The organism is Flavobacterium sp., from assembly GCF_049590715.1.
Classification (GTDB): domain Bacteria; phylum Bacteroidota; class Bacteroidia; order Flavobacteriales; family Flavobacteriaceae; genus Flavobacterium.
Window position 1 is genome coordinate 1 of the sequence record NZ_JBAWDL010000091.1, and the last position, 19,142, is coordinate 19,142.

Genomic DNA, 19,142 nt, shown 5'->3' on the forward strand with positions numbered 1-19,142 from the left:
TGTTTTTTAAATTATCCATTTGCTCTTTGGCATAAGTGTATAATTTGCGCGCCTGTGTTTTTGGAATGTAATCTATTGAAATGGTCAATTCGCTTTTAGTCGAAAAGGAAAATTCAGAACCCAGTAGATTTTCTTTTACAAATGAGGCAGCTACATCTTCCCAATCATAATCCACAAAATCCATGGATAACCCTAAGTTTTTAGGTTTGCATAAAATGATGCGTTTGTTTGTTAAAACAATGCTGTCAGGAAAAACAGTTATAGCGGGCTTTTTTTGAACACCAATATAGCCTACTTCTTCGTTTTTCATTAATAAATCCTGCAATTTTGAAGTGATTTTCTCAATCGCTTTGGGATCTTGATCTTCATTCAAAAACTTTTTTATTTGTTCTTTCATACGGTGTAGAATGATTATTTTAGGGTCTGTTTTTATTACAAAATTTCACAGCAAATGTAATCTCTAATTCTGAAATTCAGTAATTTCGATTTGTATTTTTTTAGTTAAACTTTTAAAAACCAATTCATATGAATGATCGATTAACTCTTTAATCATTTCGTCTGATACTTCTTGGTTAATTGCAATGGTGTTCCAATGGACTTTGCTCATGTGATAACCGGGTTGTATAGCATCATATGCTGCTCTGAGTTCTAATGCACGTTCAGGATCACATTTTAAATTTACTGATGGATTTCCTTTTTCCCATTGTTTTAAGGAACTCAAAGCAAACATTTTTTCGCCTATTTTAAAAACCAAGGCATCATTATCGAAAGGGAAATGTTCCGTAACGCCTTTTTTAGATAAACAATATTTGTAATAGGTTTCTAGATTCATAATACTAAAATTTGAAAGTGTTAAAGTACTATTTTTTTTAAATTATTCCACTATACGTTTTGCCCCTGATAGCAGCGGTAGCCCCGAAGGAATACGGTTATTTTTTACGGAAGGAACAGAGCGACCGCAGGAAGCTCCTGTACCGACCTAGTAAAAAAAACCGGATGACTGAGGGCTATAGCGGATAGCAGGATGAGGCGCATAAAAAAAGAGAGTATTTGCTGTACTCTCTTGGTTTTATTATTTTCCGTTGAAGGTATTCATAGTGTTTTCAAGACCTGCTGTACCGAAAGATTTGATGATTTCGGCTGTGATTTCGAGACGTTCTGGAAGTTTGTTATTCTCCTCGTCGTCCCATTCGCCAAGGACGTAATCAACTTGCTGTCCTTTTTTGAATTGGTCGCTGATGCCAAAACGGAACCGCGTGTATTGGTTAGTATTGAGGACGAAATTAATGTTTTTTAGCCCATTGTGACCGCCATCGCTGCCTTTAGGTTTGATGCGAATCGTTCCAAAAGACAAATTCAAATCATCTGTAATCACAAAAAGATTCTCCAGTGGAATGTTTTCTTTGTCTAGCCAATATTTCACCGCTTTACCGCTAAGATTCATATAGGTGTTGGGTTTCAAAAGGAGGAAGGTTCTTCCTTTGAATTTGTATTCAGCCAGAGCACCGAGTTTAACGGTTTCAAAAGAAAGTGATTCTTTTCTAGCAAAAAAATCAAGGGCTTTAAAGCCTATGTTGTGGCGGGTGTTGACGTATTCTGAGCCTATGTTGCCGAGTCCTACTATTAAATATTTTTTCATATTATCGATTGGGTCTTCGATTTTTGTTGGTGAAAACAGTTGCTGTATCCATTGTATCATGGTGCAAAAGTAACAATTAACCACAAAGCATACAAAGAAAGCTAGGCGAGTGATAGAAAAACTTAAACAGGAAGATTTTTTAAAACATATAAGAGATTAAAGAGCATAGAAGCTGGGCGTGTAAAATTTAAGCACTAAGTGCACTAAGAACTCACAAAAGACACAAATATTTTTTTAAATTTCTCCAATTTACTGAATCTGTGTTCTAAGATTTCAAGAACTTATTTAACACAAAAAACCACAAATTATATTGGTTTTACAAACTCATAAGTGATGAGATTTGTGGAAATCAGTGTAATTTGTGGTAAAAAAAATCGGGTTTCAATCCAGTATTATTTCGCTAACGAAACTTCTAATGGATTGTTGATGTTTTGAGAAAATTGATTTAAGTACTCTTGCCATTCTTGAGCATTGTTGATTTGTCCTTGTTTTTTCCAAGCAAAACCAGAATAATAAATCACTTTATTGTTTTTTACTTTTAACGTAGCATAGGCATTGCTCAAATCGGCTTTTGGTGTGTCATATGTTTCAAAACTGCAGAAGTACTCTTTTGAAGCTACAATTGCGGTTCCTATTTCAGAATCGCCAATAGGTTCGTAATAACTCAACCAGCCCTTTTTCTTGTTGCCAGTCACTATTCCTTTTTTTTCATGAAGGGTTAGTCCTGCTACAATTTCTTTGGCACCTTTTAAGGATGTTTCGAATTTTGACATACGATTTCCTAAGTCTAAACTAATGATTTTTGATTCCATAATTTTGTTTCCATTAGCATCCCAATCGGCGTATTTTAAGTAAAAACTAGTTCGGATGGGACCAGTTGTAATAGTTTTCCATTGGGTGTAGTTTTTACTGTAATAGTAATCATCTTTGTCTTTTACAGCGATTCCGCCTACACCTCTACTTGCACCTACGTGAAAATTATCCAAGCCTTCGCCAGTGTCTTCATGATATGATCCTTTTTTGTTGATGGTTTTTTCATACCATTTGTTGATGATTGGATACTCTACTCTTTTTAACCAAGCATCGACCCCACTTGATAATGTACCGCCTGGGATTTTGTCTTCAATCATTTTTTGAGCTACAGGGCCATACACTCTAAAGGCTACTTTGTCGTTTTCCCAAGTATAATCATCCGTTCGTTCTGGTACAAAACGAGAATAGCAATTCTCAGGTGGTTTTGGTTTTTCCGACTCTGAAATGGTAATTACTTCAAATTCTTGAGTGGTTTTTGGGGCTACAACGGGTTGGAATAACAATTCGTCCATTGTTCCGTTTCCATCCACATCGACTAATTGAGTGACTACTAATTTTCCTGTTTTTTTGTCTCGAATGCCTAGCGAACTCAAATCATTTACTTTCAAAAATGATTTGGTTAGCGCTATAGTTTCAAAAGAACGTACTTTATTCAAGTTGTTTTTTACTTTTACAACAATTGTTTTTTCTTTTGGAATAAAAGAAAACAGGGCAAAAGCAACGACAAGACTGCTTATTGTTTTTAATGGATTCATGGTTGTCATAGTATTGCTAATTAATCTTCATTAGAAGGTTTTCCGATAGTCGCTAAGATGCCGCCATCTACATATAAAATATGTCCGTTAACAAAGTCACTTGCTTTTGAACTCAAAAAGATAGCTGCGCCTTGTAAATCTTCTGGATCTCCCCAACGCGCTGCTGGTGTTCTTCCTAAAATGAATTCGTTAAACGGATGTCCATCCACACGGATAGGAGCCGTTTGCGTTGTGGCAAAATAACCAGGGCCAATTCCGTTGACTTGAATGTTGTGTTTTGCCCATTCTGTAGCCATGTTTTTGGTTAGCATTTTCAAACCACCTTTGGCTGCTGCATACGCTCCAACGGTGTTGCGTCCCAATTCACTCATCATTGAGCAAATATTGATGATTTTACCTTGTTTTCTAGCAATCATTCCCTTGACAACATGTTTAGACATGATGAATGGGCTGATTAAATCCACTTTGATTACTTCTTCAAAATCGGCCACTTCCATTGATTCTAGTGGGATTCTTTTGATGATTCCAGCGTTTTTTACTAGGATATCAATAACGCCTACTTCTTTTTCGATTTTAGCGATATTTTCGATTACTTGTGCTTCATTGGTTACATCAAAAAGATAGCCATGTGCTTTAATACCTAAAGCTTTATACGTTTCTACTGCAATATCTAATTTTTGTTGAGAAGAAGCACCGTTAATTACTAAAGTAGCTCCTGCATTTCCTAATCCAACTGCCATGGCCTGTCCTAATCCGTGCGTACCGCCAGTGATTAAAGCTGTCTTTCCTGTTAAATCAAATAAGTTGATTGACATAGTTGTATTTTTTAAGTTATCTTAAATCAGTGATGTTGCAAAAATCCATGTCACCATAATCCAAATTCTCTCCTGCCATTCCCCAAATGAAAGAATAGTTACTAGTTCCTGAACCAGAGTGGATGGACCATGGTGGAGAAATTACGGCTTGGTTATTATTCATCCAAATATGACGCGTTTCTTGTGGTTGTCCCATAAAGTGACATACGGCTTGATTTTCGGGAATTTCAAAGTAAAAATACACTTCCATTCTACGATCGTGAACGTGTGCTGGCATGGTATTCCAAACACTTCCTGGCTTTAACGAAGTCATTCCCATTTGTAATTGACAAACATCAACCACACTGTTTACAATATATTTTCTTAATGTACGTGCATTAGCTGTTTCTGGAGCTCCTAATTCAACAACTTCTACGTCATTAATTCCAATTTTTTTAATTGGATACGCTTTATGAGCAGGAGTCGAATTAATATAATACATAGCTGGATTTGCACTGTCAACACTTGAGAAAACTACTTTTTCATTTCCTTGACCTACGTATAAGGCTTCTTTATGATCCAATTCATATGCTTGACCATTCACGGTAACGATTCCTTTACCACCAATATTGATGATTCCGAGTTCTCTCCTCTCTAGGAAATAGCTCGCCTTCAATTGGTCAATGCTTTCTAGTTCGATGCTTTTAGTTAAAGGAACTACACCTCCTACAATATAACGATCGTAATGGGAATAGACTAGATTTAGTTTGTCAACCGTCATTATATTTTCAATCAAAAATTCAGAGCGTAATTTTTCAGTATCGAATGTTTTTACCTCAGTTGGAGAGGCTGCATATCGGGATTCATATTTATTTTTCATTGTTGTAGTTTTTAAATTGTTGTAAATATAAAAAGAAATATTCAAAATACAATCGATTGTATTTTGTTTTTTAATCCCTATATTTGAAACTAACCATTGGAAAGTCAATGACTAATTTTCAAATTAATACTTATCTTTGGACGCAATAAATGATGATGAAAAACAACAATGTAACCATACATGATATTTCTAAGGCATTAGGAATTGATAGTTCAACAGTATCGAGAGCGCTGAACAATAGTCCACGAGTTTCCCAAAAAACGAAAGACAAAATTACAAGTAAAGCCAATGAGATGGGGTACCAGCGCAATAGCTTGGCTTCAAAATTACGCACCAATAAAACGCATAGTATTGGGGTAATTGTACCTCGTATTTCGAGACATTTCTTTTCCTCCGTTATTGCAGGAATCGAAGAAACGGCTTTTGATGCGGGTTATGATGTTATCATTTGTCAATCTTTAGAAAGTTTTGAACGCGAAAAAAAATTGATGGAAACCCTAACATCCAATAGGGTCGACGGAATTTTGATTTCGATTTCGATGGAAACGACGACATTTAATCATTTTGAGGAATACCAAAAACAAGGATTTCCAATTCTCTTTTTTGACCGCCCTTGTGCTTTGGCTGATAGTACTAATATTATTATTGATGATTATAAAATAAGTTTTGAGGCCACGGAACATCTTATCCAACAAAGGTGTCAAAATATTGTTCATTTTTCAGGTCCGAAGGAATTAGAATTGTACCAAAAGAGAACCAATGGCTACAAAGCAGCTTTAGTCAAATACGGAATTCCAGTTAGAGAAGAGTATATTTTAGAATCCCACTTGATGCAGGAAGATGGAATCGCATTGGCCAAAAAAACATTGGAACTTCCAGAAGTAGATGGGGTGTTTTCAGGAAACGATACAGCGGCTATCAGCGCCATGCAATATTTAAAAGAAAAGGGTATTCAAATTCCAAAAGACATTGCTTTTGTAGGTTTTAGTAACGAGCCTATTTCGGCCGTTATGGAACCTTCGTTGACTACCATCAAACAACCCGATTTTGAGATGGGAAAAATTGCCTCCACACTGCTTTTTGAACAAATAAAAAACAAAACGAATCATACCGAAAACCAAACTAAAATTCTAGAGCCAGAACTTGTTATTCGGAATTCTTCAAGGAAATAGCCTAACTGTTTTTCAATATTTACTTTTCGATAATTTAATAAAATAGTCAAAACGAGATTTTTATTTTAAAAATACAATCGATTGTATTTTTTTTATACATTTACAATTCTAATCATTAAGACCACAAAATGAACCCAGAAAAAATCAAAATCGGAAAGTATCGTTATCGCATACTTGCTCTTCTATTATTTGCTACTACCATCAATTATTTTGACCGAAGTATTATTGGAGTAATGGCCCCTACTTTGCAAAAGTTATTCAATTGGTCTAATAATGATTATGCTAATATTATCATTAGTTTCCAAGTGGCTTATGCTATTGGGATGTTAACCATGGGAGGTATTATTGATAAATTAGGAACTAAAATTGGATATACTGTAGCTATTGGAATTTGGAGTTTCTTTGGGGTGGCACATGCTTTTGTATCTCCCGCCTTTAGTATTATTGGTTTTAGTTTGGCTCGTTTTGGATTGGGATTTGGCGAAGCAGGAAATTTTCCGGCAGCAATTAAAACCGTAGCCGAATGGTTTCCTAAAAAAGAACGTGCTTATGCTACTGGTATATTCAATGCTGCCACAAGTATTGGTGCTATTGCTGCGCCTTTTGTAGTAAGCTGGATTGTTCAAGAAGATGGTACAAATTGGCAAATTCCGTTTTTGATAACAGGAGCTTTAAGTGCTATATGGGTTTTCTTTTGGTTTAGAACCTATAAAAAGCCCGAAGTACATCCTCAATTGACTCCAGAAGAGCGTGCTTATATTCAGAGCGATTCAGAAATAGAAACCGATAACACTAAAATTCCTTGGTTGAAAATTATAAAAACACGTCAAGCTTGGGCTTTTGCATTGGCCAAAGTAACTGATGCCGTTTGGTGGTTTTACCTATTCTGGGGAGCAAAATTTTTGGCAGATACTTTTGATGTAAAATTAAAAGACATCGGTCTTCCATTTTTTGTAATGTACTTTTTAGCCGATATTGGAAGTATTTTTGGAGGCTATTTATCTGGCTATTTCATGAATAAAGGATGGTCTGTCAATAAAGCCCGTAAAATTACTTTGTTAATTTGTGCCATTCTTATTATTCCTGTTTGTTATGTTGCCTTTGCTCAAAACAAATGGGTTGCCATCTTCCTTATCGGAATAGGAGCCGCAGGACACCAAGCGTGGTCTGCTAATATATTTACTTTGGTGTCAGATGTGTTTCCTAAGAAAGCTACTGCCTCTATTGTAGGTCTTGGAGGAATGATTGGTGCTGTATCTGGAATTGTAAGTAACAAAATATTAGGGAACTTATTAGACAATGCAGACAATACTGCCTATTTTTGGGCATTCTTGGCCGCAGGATCTTGTTACTTAATCATCTTAGGATTTATACAATTGTTAATGCCTAATATGACACCATTAGACGATAATTTACAACAAAAAAAATAATTGTGATTATTTGCCTTTTTGATCTCTCTTGTTTTAAAGTCTTGTTTTTTATTCATTTATGAACAATTACATTTAAAATAATAATAATTAATACCGTGTTTATAATGTTTTAAATAACTACTTTCGTTAACAAATAAAAAAACGAGTATTAACTATATATATGACCTATAAAAAATGAAAAAAATAACAGTATCATTCATCGTATTTTTTTTTAGTTTTCCATACAATTTCAGTTTCGCACAATTACGAGTAGGAGACCCTGGAGTTACTGTAAATCAATCAAAAATAGATGCCAATAGTTCCAAATACCCACAAATGAGTCGTTGGGCCAATGCAGGAGTGGTAGGTGGAATTCCTTTTATGAACGATACCAATTTTCCAAAAAAAGCAACCATTAATGCGGGTAATAGTGCTGTTATAAATGCTGCAATTGTTGCTTTGTCAAACACTCTTAATGCTGGGCAAAAAGGATTACTTACGCTAAACAACGGCAATTATACCATCGATGCGAGCATTACAATGAAATCTAATGTTTCCCTAAAGGGGCAAAGTAGAGAAGGGGTTGTTTGTACCATTACCATGGTGGGAGGCAATGCTTTTAGTTTTAATAATGTGAGTAAGTGCGGATTATACAACCTTACGATTCAAGGAGGCTGGGGGATACCTGTATATGCTTGGAATTATAGTTTGGATGAAAATGAAGAAATCACCAATGACAACATTTCAGTTAAACTATTCGGTACAACAAACAATTGCTGGCTTGATAAAGTAACCATCCTCAACAGTGCCAATGATCCTTTACGTTGTGTAGGAGAACACAATACCTTAAGGGATTTAATTGTTGATGGTTGCCATAGAAAAGCAGGTGGTGCCGAAGGGTATTTTTTTATTCAAAGTCGGGACAATTTAATTACAGGTTGTAAAATCACGCATTTAAGACACATTTCGTTACAAGGTGGCAATGTAGAATACAATGTAGTTTATGATAATGATTTTAAACAAGAAGTAAGTTTTCACTCCGGAGATAACGGAAATAATTTAATTGAATACAACAAAATAACCCTTCCTACCGATATGCCTCCTGTGACTGCAAACGAACCGGGACCAGCAATAATTAAAACCAATGCTCCTGATTATTTTGCCATTATGGGGCCTTGGTCTTCACAACACACCAATTCTGCATTTCCTAATTATGCGTATCGTAATTCTTGTTTGCAAAACAACCATAACTATAGCCCAACCAATACACCTTGGTCTGACAATAGCAAAGTCTATTTTGGACCTACCAAAATAGCGGTAAAATTAGCCGACAAAATTGTTAATTTCCCTGAATATGGTGCAGGAACACCAATAGGTGGAACTTTATATGCTGTTAATGGTTTTACTCCTATTAATACTCTTAGTGTTCATACTACCGACATTGACCTAAGAAAACAAAACGTCTATGTTAGTCCTAATCCTTTTAATGAAACGATCAAACTATTTTTAAAAGAAAATCATGGCTACAATAAGGCTACTTTATTAGATAGTAGTGGTAAAACTCTTTTATCCAAAACAATAGATAAATCAAGTGTAGAAACTGAATTTAACTTAGAAAATTTGAATTTAAAACCAGGTGTTTATATTCTTAAATTAAATGGTAGTTCCGTTAAAAATATCAAACTAATTAAAGAATAAAGCATTTTATTTAAAAACCCTCAAAATAAAAATCCGATTGTGAAGACAATCGGATTTTTTATTAAATTAAAGCTAATGTAACAAACTAACTTTATAAGGTAAACGCAAACGTTTTATAACCCAGGATTTACTAATTTTCATATTACAAATAAACCGTTTCAAGTGGTATTAACGTAAATTTATTCGCTTCTAAAATCAAAATTTAAGATTAAAATCAAAAATTTGTGAATCTGGGTATTTTTTGAATCTTGCATATGCGCTGATAAACTTTACCTTTTATTTCCTGAAGTCATTTCTTTTACAGCATTAAAAAACTCTTTTTTCCGTTGAGAGTTAATTGTCCAATTTACTGGAATACTTTGATAGCCTTCCTCTAGACTTTCTCCTTTTCTACGATAATCAAAAAAGCCCCATGAGGAGTACTTTTTTACTGCACTTATCATATTGTTTTCCTCTTTGTTAAAATCGTAATGATCATCTTCATTAAAAACAATGGGCATGGGTTTGTATCCATCTACCTTACGGGTTTGATCGACCATTTCTTCAATTTGTCCTTTTCGAATTACATTGTTTCCATGCAATAATATAAAATCTGACACTTTTACCACATTTGGTTTCGGGATTGCTTGGCCTTTGTAACTTGTTCCAACAAGATAACGGTAGCCATTTTTCTTAGTATTCCGAACTCTTTGGATTAACTCATGTACTCGGTCTTGTTTTAAAATGGCATGATCGTATTCTTTGATGTCACATTCATTATTAACTTCGATTAAAACATGGCGGTACTTTTTTTCAAATAACCAGTTGAGGGTGTTATCTACTCCTTTGATGACCGCCGCTTCGTCTTTTACATATTGGTCTTGTCCAAAATAATAGATCCCTACAATTACCACCATTCCTATAGCATCGGCTTTTTTAAGGATTTTATCCATCCGTTGCATATAAGCTGGTTTTAAATCGCCATTAGCATCAATGCCCGAATTAATCCAGCCTTTATTCCCATAACCCAACGGACTACCGCCTTGGAGATTAAGTGTAATGGCTCTTAAACCGTGATTGTACCATTCGTCCATGGCTTGAACAAATTCATTCGTATTCCTATCAGCATCCCAAATTTTCGTATCAGGATACTTAATAGCTTCTCTAGTTACTGGGTTTTCATCATCATAAATTCCGTTGACCATTCGGGAATTCATTAATAAACCTTCGATTGTGTGCCCGTTCCAGTTCATTCCTTGATAGGTAGGTTTTCCGTTGATGTAAAACTGCTCGCCTACAATACTTACGGTTGTTATCGCTGGTTCGATGTTAGCAGTAGTTTTCAATTTATGACTGCAGCTCCATCCTAAAAAAAGGACGCTTAAAAAAAGTATGTTTTTATATTTCATCGGTATATATTATTTCGCCTCAATAATTTTAGTTCCTTTTTTGACTCCGTTTTCATTAAAAGCATCTACTGTAAAATAATAGTTTTGATTGGCATTTAAAGTTCGAATCGTTATTTCATTATTACCCAATACTTGGTAGGTATGATACAATTTATCAGGAGAAATTCCGTAGCGCACATTATGACCAATAGCATCGCTTGGTTTTTCCCATTTTAGCTGTACAGTTCTTTTATCAGTAGTCTTTCTTTCGACAGAAAAAATGGTCTCATTCGCAGGTCTTTTGCCTTGAGCATTCCCAAAAATTCTAAAATCGCTTATCGCAAAAGTTCCATCAGGAACACCATGATTTGTTAACTTAATATAGCGAGCCGTAATGGGTTTGGGCAATTGGGTGTAATGATGCGGAACATCTTTTTGATTCTTTCGATTATCAATTGCTGTTTTCCAAGTCTTATTATCATTAGAATATTCTAAAAGATATTGGTGTTTTAGTTCAGGATGGTAGCCATATAGATTCGTTTCATTCTCGGCATAATTAATTTGAACAGCATGAATCGTGGATTTTGTTCCCAAATCAATACTAATCCATTCTCCTGTATTTCCTGTTTTGGCACTCCAAGATGTTCTAATTTCTTCATCAGATGCATTGCTTTTTTCATATCCTTCCATCTCTGATGAAGCTTCGATGTTTTTCTTGTATGAAAGAATCATCCACTCAGGAAATAACTCTTCGGGCGAATTGATTTTATTTTGCGGCATACGGAAAGGGAAATCTCCAAAAGAGGTATCTGTTGCCAAAACGCCGTCTTTATCAAAAAAAGCAGGAAACAACCCCAAACGGCGTTCAAACTTGTCTCTAACCGTGACAACCATTGTGGCAATATGCCAATAATTACCATATTTGTCCTCAAATGTACTGCCATGTCCAGCTCCCGTGGCAAAACCTTCGGGCTTAATAGACATAGGGTTATGTTTAGCTAGGGTAAACGGCCCCAATGGATTATTGGCTTCATAAACACCATCGCTATAACTCTTAAATCGAGTACCTGGTCCTGCATATTGCAAGTAATATTTGCCTTTGTATTTGTTCATCCAAGCACCTTCTATCCAGGGGTTTTGGGGCAATTCATTGTAGTTTCCAAATTGTTCCCAACCATAAATGCTTTTATTACTATTGAAACATTCAATGGGTTTGCTAATAGGATTTAATGTTTTAAGATCCAATTCGACCGCATAAAGCGGGTCAACATTTGAACATCCATAATACAGATACAAACGGTTATCATCATCCAAAAATAAATCCGGATCGATCATGGCAATTGGAAAATTAGCATTGGCTACTTCCCATTTGCCAGACTTTGGATTGGTGGTTTTGTATATTGTAATGGGTGCGTTATTATTCGAAGCCATAAAATATATAGCATCTTTTATGACCACGGCTGTAGGAGCATAATCTTCAAACGGCAATTGTGCTGAGGTGATAAAATCCCAATGGATCAAATCAGTCGAATGCCAATAGCCACCTGATTTTGATGCAAATAAATAATATTCTCCTTGAAATAAAACTACCGTAGGATCAGCTCCTTCACGACGGGAAACCCCTTCGAGACTAAAACGATAGTTCAAATCCATAGGGTTACAAACCGTAGTTTGAGCGTACGGAGTAAGCTTAACCGTTTGGCATTGGCTAAAGACGATAAAGAGCACAAGCGAAAAACAATATTGAATAATTTTTAACATCGTTTAATTTTTAGGATACAGAATCAAATCATTGAATTTTTTGGTTTTATACCAAGGATCGTTTGCTTGTTTTAATCTTTGTCCCAGTTGTGATAATAACATTTTGGCAACTTCAGGTTCTTTGTCTAAACTTATTTTAGTGAATTGATACGGATCTTTTAAATTATCATAGATGAAGGTATCACCCAATTCTTTGGTTGCTTTTTTATTTTCATTTACACACAAAGTATATCTATCGGTCAAAACGCCACGAGAGTGTGACAACATCAACAATAAAGATTCTGGTTTTTTAATTTTGGTGGTTGTTGGGTTTATTAGTAATTCAGCCAAATTTAAACCTTGAACCTCAGTTGGAATTTTAGATTCGAGACCTGCTAACCCCATAACCGTTGGCAAAACATCGGGGGCACCAATCAATACATCAGCAATGCCTTTTTTTAAGCCTTTCGGCCAATGAACGATAAACGGAATAGCCATCGCTTCCATTTCAATCACGTTTTTGCCTTCATCCTCATGACTGCCTAACATTTCGCCATGATCTGAACTGAAGATGACAATGGTATTATCTAGAACGCCCATTTTTTCTAATTCGTCCAAAACCTGTCCCATATATTTATCAGTACTAGTCACGTTAGCAAAATAGTTACGAGCATATTTAGCCACTTCAAGACTGGCATTGTCACGTACCACTAATGAATGGTCTATCTTAGGGAATTTATCGGTATCATAAAAGGCATGCATGGCTTCCATGTCTGTATTGTCATTGTCCCATGGACTATGTGGCGGATTCAATGCCCACATCATGCAAAAGGGTTTTTTAGTATCTCTTTGCCCTCTTGTATTGCGTAAATAATCCACAATTTTTGACGCTTCATTTTTGGGAGAAAAAACTTTTGGCAAATGCAGTTCACCATCCTTTTTGCCTTCAATTGCTCCAGGGTCATTCGAATAAATGTGAGGATTATAATGATCATCTTTGACCGATTGATAAAAATATTCGATACCGTGACGGGCTCTTCCCTTGGGAACATAAGTGTCATAAGTATTGACATAATGGCCTCCAGGTTCTTTATCCGTTCCTACATAATTCCCTTTTGTATCAAATAAAGGCTCGGTGATGTGCCAATGCGTTTTTCCAAAATAGGCCGTATTGTAACCAGCGTTGTAAAACAAATCAGTAATGGCTTGTACATCGTCTTTGAGATTTTCTTTTCGTCCTTTGATGCAATTATTCCAAATGCCATTTTGCTCTGGGTACATTCCCGACATCAACATCCCTCGGTACGGGCTACAAAGCGGAAAATTACTAATCCCTTGCGTAACTACGACACCATTTTTAGCTAGTTTATCAATATTGGGTGTCACCACAGGGTCTGGTTTCCCTATAACATGCTTTTTATACTCTGGTTCCGACCAAAAACCAGCACTATAACGACGCAATTGGTCTGGAAAAATGATCAGGATATTGGGTTTATCCGTACCTGATTGTACGTTCTTTTTTTGTGATTGACAGCCCACAGAAAGAACTGCTAGAGCGGTCAAGACTATGTTTTCAAATTTCATTATACTACGGTTTTAGTTTTTGGGATAAGGAATCAAATCACTGTATTTTTTGGTTTTGTACCAAGGGTCGTTGGCCATTTTTAACTTTTGACCCAATTGCACTAATAAGTCCTTGGCAACTTCGGGTTGTTCATTTAAAGGTATTCTTTTTAATTGATAAGGATCTTTTATGTTGTCATAGATGAAGGTTCTGGCTATATCTTTCACTTCTTTTTTGTCCCAAGGTGTTTTATTTTCTTCGATACACAAGGTATATCTATCGGTCAAGACGCCTCTCGAATTGCCTAACATTAATAAAAGTGCTTTGGGCTTTTGAACTTTTGTAGTTTTAGGATTTTTCAATACATCAGCCAAATTAGTTCCTTGAACTGCCGCTGGAATTTGTTTCTCTAAACCTGCTAATCCCATAGCTGTAGGCAAAACATCTGGTGCGCCTATCATGATATCATTAATCCCAGCTTTTAAGCCTTTCGGCCAATGTACCACAAACGGAATTGCCATCGATTCCATTTCGATATAATTTTTGCCTTCATGACCGTGGCTGCCTAACATCTCACCATGATCTGAACTAAAAATTACGATGGTATTCTCAAGAGCACCCATTTTTTCGAGTTCATCGATGACCACTCCCATATAAGCATCGCTGCTGGTTACATTGGCAAAATAATGACGGGCATAATTAGCCACTTTCAAATCGGCATTTTTACGAACAACCAATGACGAGTCTAATTTAGGAAATTTATCTTTGTCGTAATAGGTATGCAACATATCCATATCCGTATTCGCTTCATCCCAAGGATTATGTGGAGGATTCATAGCCCAAACCATACAAAAAGGCTTAGAAGTGTCTCTTTGATTGCGATTGTTTTTCAGGTAATCCACAATTTTTGCAGCTTCATTTTTAGGGGAATATATTTTTGGTAAATGCAATTCACCGTCTTTTTTACCTTCAATTGTTGCGGGGTCACTCGAATAAATATGTGGATTGAAATGCTCGTCTTTCAAAGCTTGATAGAAATATTCGATATGATGTCTTTTGACTCCCGTAGGAATATAAGTGTCATAGTCATTCACATAATTTCCTCCTGGAGCTTTGTCTGTCCCCATATAATTTCCTTTTTCGTCAAACAAAGGTTCGTTTTTTAACCAATGACATTTTCCAAAATAAGATGTATTATATCCCGCTTTAAAAAATAAATCGGTGATCGTTTGCACTTCATCTTTTAGACTTTCATCCCTATCTTTCTTGCAATTATTCCAAATCCCGTTTTGTTCAGGATACATACCTGAAAGCATCATGCCACGGTAGGGACTACACAACGGAAAGTTGCTAATTCCTTTGGTGACAACCACACCATTTTTGGCTAGTTTATCAATCGTAGGTGTTACTACTGGATCCGGTTTCCCAATTACATATTGACGGTATGGAGCTTCTGACCAAAACCCAGCACTATAACGACGCAATTGATCGGGAAAAATAATAAGAATATTGGGTTGTTCTTTATTTACTGATTTTTTCTTTATTTGAGCTGAACTAGTTACAGCAAAAAACAAAAGGACAAATAGTTGAAATAGATATTTCATCACGAGATTTTTTTAGCGGTTGGTTGGTCTTATAGTTTTGGAAGGGTATTGCTACGAACTAAAGCTTCCAAATAATAATAATCTGCATAGTTTAACGGTACGTCAATTTCGTTTCCATGAGGGATGCTCCCTACGCTGTGTTTCAGAATAAAATTATGATTTTCTCCTTTTTTAGCGGTGTATTCATCAGATGCTAAAGAATCCATGATTTTGTCAATCGCTGTTTTATAGGATTCAGCGGTGTAGCCATCCAATTCCATCAATGCCGAAGCCGTTACCGCTGCCGCCGATACATCACGCGGTTCATTAGGGATTTTAGGAGCATTATAATCCCAATACGGAATTCCATCGCTTGGTGTTCCCTTGTAGGTTAAGATATATTTCGCTATTTTTTGAGCTTGGTCTAGGTACTTTTTGTCTTTAGTATAGCGGTAACAAACGGTATAGCCATACAATCCCCATGCTTGTCCGCGTGCCCATGAGCTACCGTCAGCAAAACCCTGAGCCGTGTTTTTATGACGGACAGCACCAGTTTGTGGATCATAATCAATAACATGATACGAACTGGCATCAGATCTGTAATGATTTTTCATTGTGGTATTTGCATGAGCTATTGCAATTTCTTTGTATTTAGAATCACCCGTTAGCTCTGATGCTTTAAATAGCAATTCAAGATTCATCATATTGTCAATAATTACAGGAAACTCCCAATCTCTAGTAGCTTGCCACCCTTTATCTACATCCCAACTCTTGATACAGCCTACAGTAGGATTAAAACGAGTGCTTAATGAATTGGCTGCATCAATCATCACTTGTTTGAACGCATCTTCTTTTGTTAATCGATAGCCGTTTCCATACGAGCAATTAAAAACAAATCCTAAATCATGGTTGTCTTTTCTTAATTTATGGGCTTCAAATAAAGCTTGAAAATGTTCGGCTGCTTGTTTCCATTTTGGGTCTTTGGTTGCTTCGTACAAATACCAACAACTTCCAGGAAAAAAACCTTCAGTCCAATCAAATTCAGTATTAGTCCAATGCATGTCTCCTTTTTCATCTAATGTTCGAGGAATTTGGTTAGCTTTTTCAGCTGTTTCTAATAACAACGAAAATTGTTCCTCAGCTTTTTCGATCACCTGATTGGTAGGGTTAGTTGACATACAGCCTTGCAATAAACTAATACATGTCAGTGCGATAAATGATTTTACTAATCTCATTTTATGTTTTTTGAATATTAATGATAGTATAAAAAGTAAGTTGCAATATCTGTCTCTTTTCGGATAAAGACAGGTGTGTAATTGCCCTTAAAGAGGGGGTAGAAAGTCCAATTTTGATGTTTCAAAAGTGGAAAAGCTTTAATAATTAGTGATTTAATATAACGGTATTTGTTCTTTCGTTTTAAACATTCTTAAAAAAAATAAAGACAGTCCTTAACGAACTGTCTTTTATTTAATAATCAATTTGATCTTTATATATATCAAGAAAATTTAATTAAAGAGAAATAAAAGCTGGTGTATTTTATTGAATTGCATTAATCCCAGCTTATGAGTTTATTAAGAATGAAAATCTAAAAATTATCTTATAGTCAATTGTTATTTCAAGATGAACTAAAGTTATTCTTTTAATACTTTTATGGTTTTTATACTATTGGTACCATTGAAAAATTGAACTATATAAACTCCTGCATTCAAATGGGAGGTTGAAAACACAACTTTAGTTGCTCCTTTTTCGACTGTTTGGCGTAGAACAATATTTCCCCTTGTATCGATTAGAGAAATATACTGAGTTAAAGTATCATCAAGCTGAATTACTAATTCATTCGTAAATGGATTTGGAAAGGCTAATACGGGTACGTCATTTTCTTCAACATTTAATGAAGTGTGCATTTTTGATAAAATAGTATTAACAGTAAATGTGATTGACTTCTCACCTAAAAAACCAGTATTGTCTGTAGCAACTGCTTTAAGAGTGTATGTACCAGCCACCATATTTCTTAATACGGGATCATTTGTTGAATTATATGCCCATTCATAAGGAGCGGTACTTTCTTGACGAACAAGGGAACCGTTTAAATAAAGTTTTACATTGGAAATCGTTCCATTATCTGTAGCATTAACGGTAACGGCAACAGTGGAGCCAACGGTAAAATTTTGGTTGTTTGTTGGTTTTAAAAACGAGACAACAGGTAAATTGCTTTGAGTCGCAGTGACTGTGACTAAGCAACTCGCGGTTTTATTTCCGTCAACTGTTTTTACAGTGATAGTTGCTGTACCTGCGGCAATTGCTGTTATAACACCGTTAGTATTTACTGTTGCTACTGCGGTATTACTTGATGTCCAGAGAACAGATTTATTTGAGGCACTTCCTGGGCTTATTGTTGTACTTACTGTTTGTGTATTTCCAATGCTTAACGATAGCGATGTTGGCGATACTGAAACTCCAGATACAGGAACAGTGATTCCTAAATTCACAGCATATAAAGTTCCTCCACTAGGCGCTCCAGGACCATATTCAGGGAAATTATCTATACGCTCCTGAATTGTTAACCCAAGTTTTTTTGGACCGTAATATACTTTACTATCATCAGACCATGGGGTTCTGCTTCCAAAATTATGATTATCTTGAACACATTTATTTTTATATATAAAATTTGGATTTGCTGAATTAGTGTGCTGAGTAGACCAAGGTCCCATAATAGCAAAATAATCGGGTTTATTGTTTCTTGCTTCAACCGGAGTAACGGCATCTGCATCGCCAGGAGCAACAGGAGGCATATCAACGGGTAGTGTTATCCGATTATTAGCAATTAGGTTATTACCCGCATCACCTGAATGAAAACTGACTTCTTGTCTAAAGTCATTATCATAAACTACATTGTATTCAACATTCCCTCCTTGTAAAGAAATATGACGTATGTGGGTAATTTGACAAGCGGTAATCAAGTTGTCCCTGCCCTGAATAAAAAAATATCCTTCAGCACCACCTGCTTTTCTTTTGCAACCATCCACTATTAAATCCCTGAACGTATTGTGATCAGCAGGACATCTCATTGGATCATTGGCACTATTGAGTATGGTAACTTTATCGAGCCAGCAATTAGTGGTGCCATTTTTAAGTCTGACAGATATATTGGAGTTCGAAAATTCCCTATTAGCATCTAGACTATAATTCCAATTATAGGTTGGTTGACTCCAGCTCCCTTGTATTGTTAGTTTATAAATTCCGCAATTTTGTACATTATTGAATGAAAAAGCATCTCCACTGGTCATTGTAATGCTACATATTACACCTGTACGGCTTTCTCCGATCAATGAAACGTTTGATTTCATCACTACCGCAGCATTTATAGTATATGTTCCATTTGTTAAGGTTATTAAACCTTTTTGACCAGTACTCAGTGAATTTGACATGCTGGTTATTGCAGCATTAATTGCCGAACTGTTGCCAGGGCTTATCGAAGCAGTTTTATTGTAACTATTGATAAAAGGAATACCTCCATTAACACCTGCATTTGCCCAGCGACTCATTTGAGGATAATCGGAATCAAACTTGCTCTGATCAACTGTTACCCCTGGATCACCAATTCTAAGTTGGGCGTATAGCTGTCCCACAGTTAAAGTTAAAAGTAATAATGTTGTGATTTTTTTCATAATTGGTTGTGGTTTGATTAATATTTTTTTATAAAATTATAAAAAAAAATAAAATTACAA

Annotated in this window: 15 protein-coding genes; 3 read left to right on the forward strand and 12 right to left on the reverse strand. The window is 35.7% G+C overall.

Annotated features, from left to right (window positions below; all coding sequences use genetic code 11):
• The 6 genes from WBQ70_RS04435 to kduI form a co-directional block, all read right to left on the reverse strand.
• On the reverse strand, positions 1-397 hold a 397-nt coding region (locus WBQ70_RS04435), incomplete at its 3' end, for a PH domain-containing protein (RefSeq protein ID WP_423911119.1).
• Positions 398-460: 63 nt separating this feature from the next.
• Positions 461-832 (reverse strand): MmcQ/YjbR family DNA-binding protein, encoded by a 372-nt coding sequence (locus tag WBQ70_RS04440; protein ID WP_423911122.1) that lies wholly within the window; start codon positions 830-832, stop codon positions 461-463.
• A gap of 240 nt (positions 833-1,072) precedes the next feature.
• Positions 1,073-1,699: an aminoacyl-tRNA hydrolase gene (gene pth / locus WBQ70_RS04445; protein WP_423911124.1), complete on the reverse strand. Its 627-nt coding sequence runs from the start codon at positions 1,697-1,699 to the stop codon at positions 1,073-1,075.
• Positions 1,700-2,031: 332 nt separating this feature from the next.
• Positions 2,032-3,207, reverse strand: a complete 1,176-nt coding sequence (locus WBQ70_RS04450; protein WP_423911127.1) for a DUF4861 family protein — start codon at positions 3,205-3,207, stop codon at positions 2,032-2,034.
• Positions 3,208-3,227: 20 nt separating this feature from the next.
• On the reverse strand, positions 3,228-4,022 hold the full coding sequence (locus WBQ70_RS04455; protein WP_423911129.1) for a gluconate 5-dehydrogenase: 795 nt from the start codon (positions 4,020-4,022) through the stop codon (positions 3,228-3,230).
• A 16-nt stretch (positions 4,023-4,038) separates the two neighbouring features.
• Positions 4,039-4,881: a 5-dehydro-4-deoxy-D-glucuronate isomerase gene (gene kduI, locus WBQ70_RS04460; RefSeq protein WP_423911132.1), complete on the reverse strand. Its 843-nt coding sequence runs from the start codon at positions 4,879-4,881 to the stop codon at positions 4,039-4,041.
• Positions 4,882-5,030: 149 nt separating this feature from the next.
• On the opposite strand from kduI, the gene WBQ70_RS04465 reads away from it, so the two are divergent.
• From WBQ70_RS04465 to WBQ70_RS04475, 3 genes are all read left to right on the forward strand, one after another.
• Complete coding sequence (locus WBQ70_RS04465; RefSeq protein ID WP_423911134.1) at positions 5,031-6,053, forward strand: LacI family DNA-binding transcriptional regulator; 1,023 nt, start codon at positions 5,031-5,033, stop codon at positions 6,051-6,053.
• 128 nt (positions 6,054-6,181) lie between these two features.
• Complete coding sequence (locus tag WBQ70_RS04470) at positions 6,182-7,483, forward strand: MFS transporter (RefSeq protein ID WP_423911137.1); 1,302 nt, start codon at positions 6,182-6,184, stop codon at positions 7,481-7,483.
• Positions 7,484-7,657: 174 nt separating this feature from the next.
• The gene (locus tag WBQ70_RS04475) at positions 7,658-9,160 is read left to right on the forward strand and encodes a T9SS type A sorting domain-containing protein (protein ID WP_423911140.1); all 1,503 of its coding nucleotides are present in this window, start codon (positions 7,658-7,660) and stop codon (positions 9,158-9,160) included.
• 269 nt (positions 9,161-9,429) lie between these two features.
• Here the strand turns inward: WBQ70_RS04475 and WBQ70_RS04480 are convergent, their stop codons facing one another.
• From WBQ70_RS04480 to WBQ70_RS04505, 6 genes are all read right to left on the reverse strand, one after another.
• On the reverse strand, positions 9,430-10,548 hold the full coding sequence (locus tag WBQ70_RS04480; RefSeq protein WP_423911143.1) for a hypothetical protein: 1,119 nt from the start codon (positions 10,546-10,548) through the stop codon (positions 9,430-9,432).
• A 9-nt stretch (positions 10,549-10,557) separates the two neighbouring features.
• Positions 10,558-12,288, reverse strand: a complete 1,731-nt coding sequence (locus WBQ70_RS04485; protein ID WP_423911146.1) for a family 43 glycosylhydrolase — start codon at positions 12,286-12,288, stop codon at positions 10,558-10,560.
• A 3-nt stretch (positions 12,289-12,291) separates the two neighbouring features.
• On the reverse strand, positions 12,292-13,851 hold the full coding sequence (locus tag WBQ70_RS04490; RefSeq protein WP_423911148.1) for a sulfatase family protein: 1,560 nt from the start codon (positions 13,849-13,851) through the stop codon (positions 12,292-12,294).
• A gap of 12 nt (positions 13,852-13,863) precedes the next feature.
• Positions 13,864-15,435: a sulfatase family protein gene (locus WBQ70_RS04495; protein WP_423911151.1), complete on the reverse strand. Its 1,572-nt coding sequence runs from the start codon at positions 15,433-15,435 to the stop codon at positions 13,864-13,866.
• A 29-nt stretch (positions 15,436-15,464) separates the two neighbouring features.
• Positions 15,465-16,649, reverse strand: coding sequence for a glycoside hydrolase family 88 protein (locus tag WBQ70_RS04500; RefSeq protein ID WP_423911153.1), 1,185 nt, complete (start codon positions 16,647-16,649; stop codon positions 15,465-15,467).
• A 396-nt stretch (positions 16,650-17,045) separates the two neighbouring features.
• Complete coding sequence (locus WBQ70_RS04505; protein WP_423911156.1) at positions 17,046-19,082, reverse strand: Ig-like domain-containing protein; 2,037 nt, start codon at positions 19,080-19,082, stop codon at positions 17,046-17,048.
• Between the last annotated feature and the right edge of the window lie 60 nt (positions 19,083-19,142).

Coding starts and splice junctions, on each gene's coding strand:
- WBQ70_RS04500 (WP_423911153.1), bottom strand. CDS start 16,649: ATGAGATTAGTAAAATCATTTATCGCACTGACATGTATTAGTTTATTG.
- WBQ70_RS04505 (WP_423911156.1), bottom strand. CDS start 19,082: ATGAAAAAAATCACAACATTATTACTTTTAACTTTAACTGTGGGACAG.
- pth (WP_423911124.1), bottom strand. CDS start 1,699: ATGATACAATGGATACAGCAACTGTTTTCACCAACAAAAATCGAAGAC.
- WBQ70_RS04455 (WP_423911129.1), bottom strand. CDS start 4,022: ATGTCAATCAACTTATTTGATTTAACAGGAAAGACAGCTTTAATCACT.
- WBQ70_RS04470 (WP_423911137.1), top strand. CDS start 6,182: ATGAACCCAGAAAAAATCAAAATCGGAAAGTATCGTTATCGCATACTT.
- WBQ70_RS04480 (WP_423911143.1), bottom strand. CDS start 10,548: ATGAAATATAAAAACATACTTTTTTTAAGCGTCCTTTTTTTAGGATGG.
- WBQ70_RS04475 (WP_423911140.1), top strand. CDS start 7,658: ATGAAAAAAATAACAGTATCATTCATCGTATTTTTTTTTAGTTTTCCA.
- WBQ70_RS04485 (WP_423911146.1), bottom strand. CDS start 12,288: ATGTTAAAAATTATTCAATATTGTTTTTCGCTTGTGCTCTTTATCGTC.
- WBQ70_RS04465 (WP_423911134.1), top strand. CDS start 5,031: ATGATGATGAAAAACAACAATGTAACCATACATGATATTTCTAAGGCA.
- WBQ70_RS04495 (WP_423911151.1), bottom strand. CDS start 15,435: ATGAAATATCTATTTCAACTATTTGTCCTTTTGTTTTTTGCTGTAACT.
- kduI (WP_423911132.1), bottom strand. CDS start 4,881: ATGAAAAATAAATATGAATCCCGATATGCAGCCTCTCCAACTGAGGTA.
- WBQ70_RS04450 (WP_423911127.1), bottom strand. CDS start 3,207: ATGAATCCATTAAAAACAATAAGCAGTCTTGTCGTTGCTTTTGCCCTG.
- WBQ70_RS04490 (WP_423911148.1), bottom strand. CDS start 13,851: ATGAAATTTGAAAACATAGTCTTGACCGCTCTAGCAGTTCTTTCTGTG.
- WBQ70_RS04440 (WP_423911122.1), bottom strand. CDS start 832: ATGAATCTAGAAACCTATTACAAATATTGTTTATCTAAAAAAGGCGTT.